Raw genomic sequence first — 12,207 nt, forward strand, 5'->3', positions numbered from 1 at the left:
GTTGCTGTTTTTAATAATCCAAATCCTTGTTCTCTATGGTGCGCCAGTTGGTAATCATCAACCCGTGGGGATTGTTCCTCGTCCTCGGTACATTCTCCACATACCCGGTCGTTACCATTGTCCGTTTCAAGTCACGGGTGCGCCGCTTGATAAGCTGTGTGCCGTAGTAGGTGAACTTCCGTTCATGCTCGTCAAACCGGATGGAGTCGCACATAATCGTGCAGACTGCCGATGACGATATGATGTCGGAATAAAACCCGTTCTCGTCCATCGCCTGTTTCTGCTTCAAGGCTGTGCCGTCCGCCATATACATCGCCTTGCCTACCGTCCACTTGATATAGTCGTTATCGGGTGGCAGGTTGAAGAAGTATTGATGAAAGAGCTGGATGTGGGCTTTCGCCTCCATGGTGAAGTTCGCTTCCAGCTTGGTCCGTTCCGCCAAGAAAGGAATATCACCGTCCAATACATATATCTGCTGCCGCTCCTTGGTAACCAAAGAGATGCAGCACCAGACCGTGAAGCCGCAGATGACGGCGCAACCTCCGATAGTTGCGAGTACCGTCATCATGGCTAATTTGGTTTTCTGTGCTAATGATTCTATAAGCATATTCATTCGTTTTTAGATTATACTCACTTGGATTTGAAAACGGAACCTGCCGCACCTGCCGTTGCGCCGACCGCACCTCCGGCTACGGAGCCTGCCGTCGCTGCCATGCCTGTCACGGTAGAACCGGCCGCAGAAGCCGCACCTGAGCTTACACCGCCCGGTATCAGCCAAGAAGCCACTTCGGGAACGAAGCGAATAATGTAGGCACCCACCAGCATACCCATCGCATACATACAGTTAGAGCCAATACCTTGCAATCCCAATGCTCCAATCTGTTCCCACGAATTGACAGAGCCATGCAGGAGGTGGTTGTAGGCTACCATGTCCTGCTGAAGGTTGTAGAGCAGGATGAAGTCAATGTAGTAAAGGCACATATAGGTGACGAAGCCCCATAACGAGAGGGAAAGGAACTTTGACATCCACTGGCTCCATGCCGAACTCCAAGGCGGGGCGAGTGACAGGGCGAACATGATTGGGCAGAATATCATCATGATGGCGATGAATATCCGTTGCGCTACCAGTATTCCATAGTAGGACATCTGGAATATCAGTTCACCGATAAAGCGTATGACATCGTTGATCCACTCGCTGACTTTTGTTTCGGCTGCCACGGCCGCACGTTGGGCGTAGTTGTTGATGGTACTGCCCAAATTCTCCACATTATAAATGAGTTTGTCCCACCAGGCGGCATCCTCACCGATAGCAGCCACCTGTTTGGCGGTCGCAATGGAATCCTGAACGGCTCTCAGACGGTCCAAGTATTCACTCTGCTTTTGTGCTACCTTCAGCTCGAAAGCGGCCACCTCCTTGTTTTTGGAGTTTGCCATCGCTTTGGTAGCTGACTCCAATCCCTTGCCCGGTACTTGCAATGCGGAGCAGATCCATGACGAGGAGGATATACAGATGGAAATGCCCACGATACGGAGCAGTTTCATCACATCCATGCCGCGCCGTCCAAGTATCATCATCCAACATTCGTAAGAGCCGACACAGAGGGCAAGCAACAGTCCGATGATACGTGCCAGCCCGACCGCATCGCCCAATACCGCCACATTCGGGAAGGTTTCCATAGCGACCAACAGCTTGTCCAGACTCTCGTCAATGGCGGGCAAGCCGATGGTCAGAAAAATTGATAATACATTCATGCTTGATTATTTTTTATTGTTATCATTTCATTATCTCTGATTAGAACTACATTCCAAAACTTTAATAATGCGTTGCAGCCACCGCACACAGATGGGCGGTCTGATTGACCAGTTCCTGCATTTTCGTCTTGGCTTCCTCGTAGGCTTGCTGCCGTTTGGCATTCTCCAGTCCGTAACCGACACCCGTCTTATGGATGTAGGCGATGCCGGAGCAAAGAATCTCGTTCTGCCGGCTTAACTCGTCCACCTGGTATTTGAGCTTGCCGTCACTCTTCTTCATGCAGTAGAGCAGCCCGTCTGTAATGCAGTCTTGCATACGGTCAAACTCGTCCTTGTAGGAGGCGTATGTCAAATCAACCGACCTGTCAGCCTCGCGAACCAGCTCTTCCTTGTATAGTTCCTCGATGTACTTGCGTTCCGTTTCCACCTTCTTCACTTTCTGCCGTTGGGTCTCTTCTGCCGTCACACGGGTAGGCATGATACGCTTGACATTGGAGTCCTTTTCCTTGAATCGGACACGGAAGCCCGAATTGAATCCTGCCCACTTCCAATACATTTCCGCACCGGAATACTTGTTGTGCAAAAAGTAATAGTACCAGTCGGGGGCGAAGTTCCAAGGCCCGTTCTCCATTGACTTCCATTGCTTCTCTTTCTCCTTGTCACGGGAAGGACGTTGGGCGGAAGAGCTGAATGGCATTGTCAGCATCATCATACAAAGCAATGCCCTTGTTATATTTCTAACCTGCATATCCTTGATTCCATTTATTGATTACTTTATTCGCTATCTCGTCCTTGACATTGGAGTTCAAGATTTCCCAGATATAATCCGGCTTCCAACCGCAATCCGTTATCAGGAAACAGTACAGATTGGCATTGTCTATGATGTACCGTGCCCTGTCGATGGAGGTTTTGAGGGTCATCACCAGATTCAGTTTCTCATCCATACTCGCCTTCATCAGGTTGATGCCCGAAGCTGCCACGGAAGCATAGAGTTTGTAGCAATGGCTTATCTCCCTTGATATGGCGACATTGGCATCCGCATAGTACCAACCGACAAATGGTTTCTTCGATACATGCTTGAAGGTATTGCCGGTAAAGTCCTTATACTCTTTGACCAACTGATAGAGTGAGTTGGCGGTGCTTGATATGGCACCTGCCAGTACAAGGTACGAATGGGCATTGCCCAACTTGGTATCGAGCGTAGTCCGCACATCGTTGAACTTGATGGCTCCCTTGGCTACAAGCGACTGTTCCCCGAAGCTGGTAGCCACCCGTTTTAATGCCTGGTCTTCATCCTTCTTCACTGCTTTGTGAAGGGCAATCAGGGCTTCAATGGTCGGCAGGTCTTTCGGGATGACAAAGGCGAAAGACTTTGCCGGATAGAGCATCACAAGCATCATTCCTATGATAAAATATCGTTTCATATTCGCTCAGATTGATGTTAGTAATTGGAAGCTACCAGTCTGTTCCAGTCATTGATAAGACCACCAACATTATTCTTCATCGTTACCACATTTGCCCAACCCTCCGGGTCAATGGCAAAGAAAAGGTCGTTGGCGGTTGCATATTGAGCCATCAGTATCATACCCTCCACCTTATAGCGGATTTCCAAGAGGCCGGAATAGATAGAATTGGCAAGCGATAATCGCTCATAGCGGTCAAGCATATTGTAGCCGTCACTTTTCTTTTCAGCCGTGCCTTGTCCTTTGAGGGGATTCTGTATCGTGGCATTGTTCACGATATTTACAAAGTTGCCCACCAACTGTTGGGTTTCCGTGACAAGGTTGCCAAGTTCATTCAGGCAAAGCAACTTGTTAGAGAACTTAGCCTTGCTTACCGTCTGGATAAGTTCCGGCACATCTTTGAGGATGTCGTATGCGCACAATCCAATCTCCTTGTAATATTTGCTTTCCGTGCCGAATCCTGACACATTCTGCATTGTTAACTTATAGAGTTCCTTGATGGTAGCCATGCTCACGGTATAGAGTTCCACCTTCTTCTTTTTCTCGGCAATGGAGTCCAGACGCTGGTTGTGTTGTCCTTCTATCAGCTTTTGAGAGGCAAGGTTACTTGATACCACCTTGATGCAGTTCTTGTCTATGACGACCTTCCAAGCGGCGAATAAATTTGGAGTGGCCACCATTATTATGAGTGCCACAAGCATCATTCTAAATCTTACCATAACGACATCACTTTTTGTTGTTGATTGACTTTTCTTGCGAATACCAAATACTTGTCATCCCCGGCTTGCTTCCTGTCTGCCTCGATTCTCGTGATTGCCTCCTGCATATTACCATAGTAGGAGAGGTAAATTTTCAAGGCTTCTTTTTCAGTCCGCTCGGTGGTGTATGCCCAATAACATTCGGGCGGTTCCTCCACACCATAGACATCCGAGTTCTGTCCTCTACATATCCATACCTCCTTGAAGTAGTTGCGGCCCTCACGGTTGTTCAGGGAATTGACGGTAAAAATCTGTTGCCGCTGGATTTGGGTCAATCCCAATATGGCAGCTATCTCATCGTACCTGTCCTTGAACTTGGTCTGGTCTAATAAAACCTTGACATCTGAGTTGTTGATGATGGCTTCCTTTACAATGGGTGAATCTATCACGTCATTCAACTCCTGAGTGACCACTCCGGCTATGCCGTGAAATTTCCTGACCGTTTTATAGAGGTACTTGATATATTCTGCCATCGTAGGCGAAGCGATTGCCTTCCATGCTTCCTCGATTATCAATGCCTTGCGCCCCTTCTTGATACGCATCTTCTGAAGGAACACGTCCATGATTATTAGCACCACGATAGGGAAAAGCACGGGATCATCCTTTATCTTATCAATTTCAAAGACGATGAACCTTTCATCAAAGAGGTTTACATTCAAATCGGAATTCAGCGTGGTTTCCAACTCGCCACCCCGGTAGAACTGCTTCAAGATGGCGGCGAAGTCCCGGATGCCGAAACTGATTTTCTCCTGCGAGGTGATTTGCGGGATGCGCTCCAAGGCAAACTCATAGTAGGAGTTGAAGGACAGTTCCTTTACCCTGAGCCTGCGTTTCTGTACTTCCAAGTAATCAATCTGTTTCTCAATCTTTATCAAGAAAGAGTTTTCATAGAGTTCCTTCTTGAATTTCTCCATAATGCACAAGGCACGCTCCCTTTCTGCCTGAGTAGCCCCTTGGTCATGGGCAAGCGCATTTAGGGAACGGTATTGACGAATCAGCTTTTGTCTGTGAGCCTCGGTAGGCAACATCAACATACGGTTCTCCTCAATCTTGGAAGGAGGCTCTTCCGTATTTATCAGTTCGTCTATGTCCTCCATTCTGGTGGAATAATTATCATAGTCTTCTTCCATCTTTGCGTCCACCAGCAACTTCTGACGTAAGCCTTCACGTTCCTTCTCTGTGAATTTCTCAAAGGGATGGAAATAGGCATCGTAATACTCCACGATGGTTTGGTTTACTAACATATCCTCTATCTTCGTGGGCAATTCGTTCCCTTTGAATATCAGAAATATGAGTGATTTCAGGAAGTTTTTCTTCTCGCCAAAGTTCAGTTCGTATTCTTCCTTAGTCACCTTAAAGGGATTCATGGAGATAGGCTTCTCCTTGGTATAGGAGATATACGTGCCACCGAAGTAACCGCAGATTCCTTCGTATGAATCGCCCGTATCTACCATCACCACATCCGTATTCTGTTCCAACAACTGACGGACAACCGAGTTTGTATGAAAAGATTTTCCGCTTCCGCTCGGACCAATGCAGAAGAAATTGGCATTGTCGGTCATTTTGACTTTGCCTTCCTTTCCCGTGAAGTCTATGCAGACCGGCAGTCCTTGTCGGTCTGTATAGTAGGTGGTCAAAGGTGTCTGTTCAGACTCCTTTAAGTGTTCTTTAAAGAAAAAGCACAATGCTGCATCCGAGAGTGTAAGGAAGAGGTCATAGTCAGGATTAAAAGCGTATGCGTTTCCGGGAAAGCTGTCTGTGAATAGCTCCAACTGGTTATAGGCTGTCCGTGACGGCATAATGCCGCACTCATATAACTTGGTCTCTATATACGAAGTAACCGGGGTTACTTTATCCACGGGACAACTGACCAGAATATTGAAGTTCGTATATACCAACATGGAACTGTCCACGGCAAGTCGGTTCAACACTTCCTCGATGTCAGCCTTGGCAATCTTGTTGCTTGGGTCAGGCATGGAGCCGTGACGCTTTGCTTTGCCTTGCAGCTTACGGAGTAACTTGCGTTGGTTCGGTATCTGTACTACCTGGTTAAACACCACACAATCCGAGAAAGGTATGTTGGTCAGGAACGAGAACAGGTCGGTAGCAATGCTGTAGCCGTTGATGTTGGTCTCAGTATATGGTTTGATAATCGACGGCAGGTTTATCTCGTCTATATCCACCAAAGGGTAGGAACGGATAATGCGTTCCCCTGTTCTCAGGTATTCGTCCGAAGCCTTGAAGTTGGTCATGGAGAATGCCCCGTGCCGGAACCGGAATGCCATGAAACGGTGGCAATACTCGTCAGTTTCGGCTTTGGAGAGCTTGCGGTGCCGGATGCCCCGTTCCGTCAGGATGTCATCCACCTTAGAGACTTTTGTATGAAAGTCCAGCCATATCTTCGGGTCGTACTGCACGAACTGGCTGCGCTGCGCCTCCTGTGTTACTATCAGGTACGTGCATATCTCCGTGAACTCCCTTCCCTCGAAATAATTGAAATAGCTCCGGGTTAGGAACTCCGCATCTTCCGGCACGTCATGGTGGTAGGCTTGCTTGCAGAGGATGTCCTGCTTTTGCAAGGCATAGCCCTCACCGAGGGTCTGCACCACATTGGATAGCACATCCTGAAAGCGTATGTACTGTCCGGCATCGGTGCAGAGCTGCTGCACCGGGTTGGTCATCTCGAAGATGACGGACGGCTCGCCCTTGGCTGAAAAAAGGACGACATTGCCGTCCGTTTCCTCCAGCCCCGTATAGAGGCCGTCAAAGACTTTTTTCTTGTTTTGTGCCATAATTAGGAGCTTTTTCTCAGTTTGTTATAAATATAAATGCCCTTGTCTCTCCGCTTGTTGTGCAGTCCTCCGCGCTGTTTGATGAAGATGGTCACCAGCCCGATGACTGCCATGACAAGCATGGCGATGAATCCGGCGAGCTTTCCCAATACAATGGAGAACAGTATGAATCCGACAAACGACACACCGATGGCCAATGCTGCCAACGTGAGGAAGCGTCCACGGATGCCCATGAATTCCAGCGGTTTTTGCAGTCCCTTGAATACGGGAAATCCCTCCTGATTCATCGTCATTCTATTGTTACGTCATTGTTATTTGAAGAACAACGGAAGAGCCTCGGAAAGCGCGATGAAGGCGATACAGCCGCCGATGGTGAGCATGATGGTCTTCTTCACGTCCTGGTCGCCGTTTGACATCTTGAAATACACGTTGAAAGCTCCCACCAAGGCGATTACGGCTGCGATTGCCTTCATCAGGTTGGAAACCGGGGTCTGGTAGGAACTGATTTCCGTAGTGGCTTTTGTGAAGCCGGCAGCTCCTTTGCTTGCTGCCATCATGTCACCCACGGAGATGGTAAGCGCGGCTACCGCCAACACGCTTTTCTGTGCGAAAGAAGAACCCATGAAGCGGTTGTACATACGTTTTAGTCTTTTCTTGAATTGCATTTTTTTGAACTTGTTAATTTGATTTCATCACCAAAGGAACAGAGGTCGCTAAAGGAACGGGGGGCTTCTTTGGGGAAGCTATATATGGTTTGTCGGGTAAGTTTGCCTTGCTATTTGGCATTCTCACAGTCGGCTATAAGTGAGCCTAAATCGCAAATGCCGTTTTCCACCATCTTGTTGACTTCCACAACGAGGTCTTCCACAAGGATGCCATCCGTCATAATGGCTTCACGGAAACCGGGGCGGTGGAATGGCTGTTCGGAGTTGGATTCAGGTTGCTCCCGATCTGATTTTGTCTCAGAGTCAGAATTTTCCTGTTCCTCTGGTTCATTTTCTTTCTGCTTCGGTTCATCCCGGCTGATTCTGAATGGCTTGAAGGTCTTTGCTTCATCCGATATGTCTATGTCTTCTTCTGATTGCGATTCCAGTTCTACCGCCTGTGCAGCCTTGGCTTTCAGGATGTCAAGGACTATCAACGCGGCATAGTAGAACAGGAGGGCGATGAAGAGCAGGAATACTATTTGTCCGTATTGCATGGTGCTATGTTGTTATAAAGTGAATACTACGTGTCAATTATTTCCTGTGATTGGCAGGAAACTCAGTCCCAACTTGACGGCTTTGCTCTCCAATTTGGTTTTGCGCTCGAAGTTGTCCGTGGCATATAGCAGGACACGCTCGTCGCATACGACATACCCCAGGCTTTTGAGCCGTGAGCGGATTCTTACCCTTGCACGGTTGGAAACCACTTTGAGCTGCGTCAGCGGTTCAAGCCCGAATATCACGTGCCGCCTTTCCCGTTTGACCAGTTCAATACGGGTTTGGGATATGATGCAGGAAGTTTCCGTCCGGCTACGTTTCAGTCCCAGCTTGACGGCGATGTTACATACATTCGACCGGCTTATCCCCAAATCGCGGGCCATTTGCGTGAATGACTTGTAATGGAAATGCCTGCGGATATAGTCGGCACGCTCCATCCATTTCGTCTTGGCGACTTTTACCAGCCCAAGTTTACGCGCTTTCTGCTTGACAAGGGTTTCGCTTATTCCCAATGCCATGGCGGTATGGAAAGTAGTTTCCACCGGGTAGAGTTCTATCAAGAGCGTTGTCATCCGGTCAGTCCATTGGATTGTTCTCATGCTTTTGCCTCCTTATAGTTGGTGAAAAGCGACTTGTTGTCACGGCGGTACTGTGCAAGCTGTGGCAGGTAGGTCTTGAAGAAGGTGCGGACAATGGCGTTCACCATGTCGGAACGGCTACGATTATGGATGTTGCACTCGTCCAATGAGTCGGCAAGGTCACGGTCTAACTTGCAGATCATTCTTTCTCCTTTATCTTCCTGGGTATCGCTTTCAAGATAGGACAGGAAATCCTGCCAATAGTCGGAGTTATCCGATACCGGGGTAAAACATTCTTCTGTACTTTCCTCTTGGGATAGAGCAACAGCCGATTGATTCTCGATAGTCGTTTCCGTATGCCCATCCGTCAATGTCATTTCAGGGTCATTGATGCCTTTGAGAAGGTCATCTATTTCGGGGATGTCTTTTGTCATTACTGTATATGTTGATGGTTATTGATTCTCGTTTTCTTCCGGTTGATTCTCTTTCGCTTTGCCTTTTAATTCCGCCTCCAGATTCCCCGTCAGTTGTATTCCCGTCAATTTGGGTTCACGGATGGGGGCTGTCGTATCGAATATATAAGAATAGATACGCTCAAAGACAGGGGTAACGATGCCTACTTGCTTATCCAGAGCCGCCATCGTACTGAAACGCTCCATGTCGGCACGTTTGGGAATCCTGCCCGTTACAATTCCGTAGTTGCAGAAGGTCTCTCTGGTGTTCTCCCAAATGACCAGTTCAGACCGTTTTCCGACTCTACCGTCATGAAGGTTGGGGACAATGAAAAGCTGTGCCTTCATGTTTCCGCCAACAGCCTTGCGCAGGCGGTCTATAAACATCAGGAAGCTGGCGGTAGAGGGAACGGTCATCAGGTCGTAATGGAATGGCACAACGATAATGTCTGAGTTCACGAACATCGGCACCAGTCCGTCCGCCTGCAGGCTGCCGGGGGAATCCATCAGCACGACATCCAGGCTCGAATCGTTGTGCATCTTTTCTATAAGTGCAATAATCGCTTTCTTGTCGTTGGCTTCGTATGAAAGTACATCGTAGGGCACATACTGCACATCGTATTTCTTGATGTCAGCCTTGCGACACTTGATGATAGAGTGCTGGAAGTCGCAATCGACTATGGCGACATTCACTCCCTTCGTCACCAGATAGTTGGCGAAGGTCACGCAGAGGGTGGTTTTGCCCACGCCTCCTTTTTGGTTGGCGAATGTGATTATGACCGGTGTCTGTATCATTTTTCCGTGCGATGAATTATTTTTAGACAAAATTATCGCACATGTAACCCGGAAAACGAAATGCGCAACACTTATATGCCCTCGGTTAAAGTAACCGGGGTGCAGGGGTTCGTGTTATCTGGGTATCACGGTGTGATGTGCCCGAAAAGTGGACGGCAGCACGTCCCTTTTTTATCTTTTCAGGGAACGTCCATCGTCTATGTCATCATAGTTGACTTTCTGTCCGACTTCCCACTCACGTTTTTCATAGTGGCTACCTTCTCCGTGGTCACGCATCTTGTTATGACGGGAGAGTGGATTATTGGCAGAGTGCTTCGGCTGTTGTTGCTGCTTAATCGGTTTCCTTTTCAGTCGCTCCAGATTGAAGCCTTCTTCTGACAGGTTGATGATGGTATGGTTCTTGAAGTTGATGGCGTATGTGGCATCTTCTTGACGGATGATGAAACCTTCCTCACGAAGGGAACTTCTGACAGATGTAATGGTTTCATCTGCGAAGATTTCTTTCAAGCGGTTTATAGCGTCTGTATGAATTTGTGGTTTTTCTGACGAAAGGGAAACAAGGTCGGGGCGGTTCACCTTAAAGATTTTACAAAGCAAGTCACGTTCTGCCTCTGTGGTGGATTGGAACTTCTCCACCAGCTCGATGCGGTTGTTACGGTCTATGGCTTCAGCCATAAACGGTTTCAAAGGTCTGGACTCTCCGTTGAAGTAGATGGTACCTTTCTTGATATAGGCATGATGTTTCTTCAACTTTTGGAATATCTCGCCTTGGGTTATCTTGGGATTGAGGGTAAGCAACCGGTCTATAAAATCCTCTATGCGGTCAAAGCGTTGTTCGGGAGTGGCGAAGTCCAACAGTTCTCCAACAGCCAACACTCTTGCCCCGTGGATGACGGTCTTGTTGGCGTGGTCAACGAGTAAGTAGCCGTATGCCGCATCCTTCTTACCGAAAAATACGATGTCAATGCCGAACTTGGTTTTCAGTTCCTTTTGGAGTTCTTCCTTGTTGGAACTTATATCCCGATACTTTTTGAGGATGCTCCGAAGCTGGCGGTTACGTGCTTTGTTGTAGTAGCCTTTCTTATACAATGCCTCAATATCGGTAAGAGAAAGTTTCTCCTGAACTTTGCCACCATGTTTGATGAAGACTGTTCCATCTTTCTGATAGACTTCGTAGCCCATAGAAGTCATCACGGCTTTGAACTGGGCAAAAGAGGAGAAGGTATATTGTTTGGCTGCATCCAAATCTTTATTGACTTTTTCCTTTCGGTCATTCCCAAGTATGCGGTCTATCACTTCTTGTGAGCGTCTGCGCTCATGGTCATGCTGTATCTTCCTACCATCCGGGGCGATGCGTGAAGTGACGATATGCAGATGGGTATTGTCAGTATCATAGTGGGAATAGACCAGCAAGGGTTGTCCTTCCTCACCATATCCCATTTCTGTAAGATAGCGGTGGGCGAAGTCCAGTAGTTCCGCTTCTGACATTTCATGCCCTTTACAGGAAAAGGCAACGTGGAACTGTGCCTTCTCAATACGGGTGTTTTGGGAGGTGTATTCCTGAAGATATTTGACCAGTTCATCCGGGGTGGGCTTGCCGAATGTGCCAAGTGTTCCGAAGTTTTGCATTTCAAGCATACGGGCTACACCTTTCGCAACTTTACGTTCATTGTAACCGACTGCATGGAAGTTTGAGCTTCCGGGTAATATGGTGGCTATCATACGTGGGAATGTTTATCTGTGGATAATGTAACCGTAGTTACTCGGTATATTGGTTATTCGGTTTCTGTTATCAGGATTACTATATAATAAGGTATAAGGAAACTATAGTTTGACAGCCCTGCGTGTCACGGTTTCAAGGTCTCTCTTTATCTCGTTCAGTGTTTTCTGGGTTTCAAGGATAACCGGCATCAAGACCTCTCGGATATAGCTGGGTGGAAGTAATCCGGCTACCGCAAGTTCATTGGCTCTCTTGACCGACTGGTTCAGGTTACTGCCTGCCCAGGATAGTTCATCCCGGAACTTCCGGTAAAAAGAACCAAGGTTATTGATTAGTTCTAACCGTTGTTTGGCATCGGTGTCTGAAAATTCTGTCAACGCTGCACGTATGTAGTCAGCGACAGGTTTTCCTTTTGCTTTCTCTTTAAGCGTGGACTGTTCCTCCGGTGTCAGTCGTAACTGATAAACTTTGGTTCTTCGTTTCATCTTACTATGATACTTTGGTATATGAAGTTGTCTGAACCTTCTTTCGCAGGGCGAAACAGCGAGAAATCGCTCCGATGCGGCAGCAGTCGGCAAGTCACCTTTTCAGGACGAAACGGAGTTTTGTAATGACAAAGGTACAACTTGCTTGACAAATCCTGCAACGCAGTTCGATGTCCTCCAAGGTTCTTTTTTACGACAAAATTACCGCTG

14 protein-coding genes are annotated in these 12,207 nt (G+C 47.7%); all 14 read right to left on the reverse strand.

What is annotated here, in order from left to right:
- Positions 1-10: 10 nt before the first annotated feature.
- A complete protein-coding gene (traK, locus tag INE92_RS08200) occupies positions 11-607 on the reverse strand; it encodes a conjugative transposon protein TraK (RefSeq protein ID WP_211454357.1) in 597 nt (198 codons plus the stop codon).
- Positions 608-630: 23 nt separating this feature from the next.
- Positions 631-1,752 carry a hypothetical protein gene (locus INE92_RS08205; protein WP_211454355.1) on the reverse strand — a complete coding sequence of 374 codons (1,122 nt, stop codon included), beginning with the start codon at positions 1,750-1,752 and terminating at the stop codon, positions 631-633.
- Between the two features lie 61 nt (positions 1,753-1,813).
- Entirely contained in the window at positions 1,814-2,500 is a 687-nt protein-coding gene (locus INE92_RS08210) for a DUF5045 domain-containing protein (protein WP_211454353.1), read from the reverse strand.
- Positions 2,490-3,176, reverse strand: coding sequence for a hypothetical protein (locus tag INE92_RS08215; protein WP_211454351.1), 687 nt, complete (start codon positions 3,174-3,176; stop codon positions 2,490-2,492). Before INE92_RS08215 ends, INE92_RS08210 begins: the two co-directional genes overlap by 11 nt.
- A gap of 17 nt (positions 3,177-3,193) precedes the next feature.
- On the reverse strand, positions 3,194-3,934 hold the full coding sequence (locus INE92_RS08220; RefSeq protein WP_211454349.1) for a hypothetical protein: 741 nt from the start codon (positions 3,932-3,934) through the stop codon (positions 3,194-3,196).
- On the reverse strand, positions 3,928-6,765 hold the full coding sequence (locus INE92_RS08225; RefSeq protein WP_211454347.1) for a TraG family conjugative transposon ATPase: 2,838 nt from the start codon (positions 6,763-6,765) through the stop codon (positions 3,928-3,930). The genes INE92_RS08220 and INE92_RS08225 overlap by 7 nt, the downstream gene beginning before the upstream one ends.
- A 2-nt stretch (positions 6,766-6,767) precedes the next feature.
- Positions 6,768-7,058 carry a hypothetical protein gene (locus INE92_RS08230; protein WP_057249808.1) on the reverse strand — a complete coding sequence of 97 codons (291 nt, stop codon included), beginning with the start codon at positions 7,056-7,058 and terminating at the stop codon, positions 6,768-6,770.
- Between the two features lie 18 nt (positions 7,059-7,076).
- Positions 7,077-7,430, reverse strand: a complete 354-nt coding sequence (locus INE92_RS08235; protein ID WP_211454344.1) for a DUF4134 domain-containing protein — start codon at positions 7,428-7,430, stop codon at positions 7,077-7,079.
- Between the two features lie 110 nt (positions 7,431-7,540).
- Entirely contained in the window at positions 7,541-7,966 is a 426-nt protein-coding gene (locus INE92_RS08240; protein ID WP_057249806.1) for a hypothetical protein, read from the reverse strand.
- 33 nt (positions 7,967-7,999) lie between these two features.
- On the reverse strand, positions 8,000-8,566 hold the full coding sequence (locus tag INE92_RS08245) for a MarR family transcriptional regulator (RefSeq protein ID WP_211454341.1): 567 nt from the start codon (positions 8,564-8,566) through the stop codon (positions 8,000-8,002).
- The gene (locus INE92_RS08250) at positions 8,563-8,979 is read right to left on the reverse strand and encodes a hypothetical protein (RefSeq protein WP_211454333.1); all 417 of its coding nucleotides are present in this window, start codon (positions 8,977-8,979) and stop codon (positions 8,563-8,565) included. Before INE92_RS08250 ends, INE92_RS08245 begins: the two co-directional genes overlap by 4 nt.
- 18 nt (positions 8,980-8,997) lie before the next feature.
- Positions 8,998-9,792, reverse strand: a complete 795-nt coding sequence (locus INE92_RS08255) for a ParA family protein (RefSeq protein WP_211454331.1) — start codon at positions 9,790-9,792, stop codon at positions 8,998-9,000.
- A gap of 171 nt (positions 9,793-9,963) precedes the next feature.
- Entirely contained in the window at positions 9,964-11,514 is a 1,551-nt protein-coding gene (locus INE92_RS08260) for a relaxase/mobilization nuclease domain-containing protein (RefSeq protein ID WP_211454328.1), read from the reverse strand.
- A 102-nt stretch (positions 11,515-11,616) separates the two neighbouring features.
- Positions 11,617-11,997: a plasmid mobilization protein gene (locus tag INE92_RS08265; RefSeq protein ID WP_211454326.1), complete on the reverse strand. Its 381-nt coding sequence runs from the start codon at positions 11,995-11,997 to the stop codon at positions 11,617-11,619.
- Positions 11,998-12,207: the final 210 nt, after the last annotated feature.

The organism is Bacteroides xylanisolvens, from assembly GCF_018289135.1.
GTDB classification, from domain to species: Bacteria; Bacteroidota; Bacteroidia; order Bacteroidales; family Bacteroidaceae; genus Bacteroides; species Bacteroides xylanisolvens.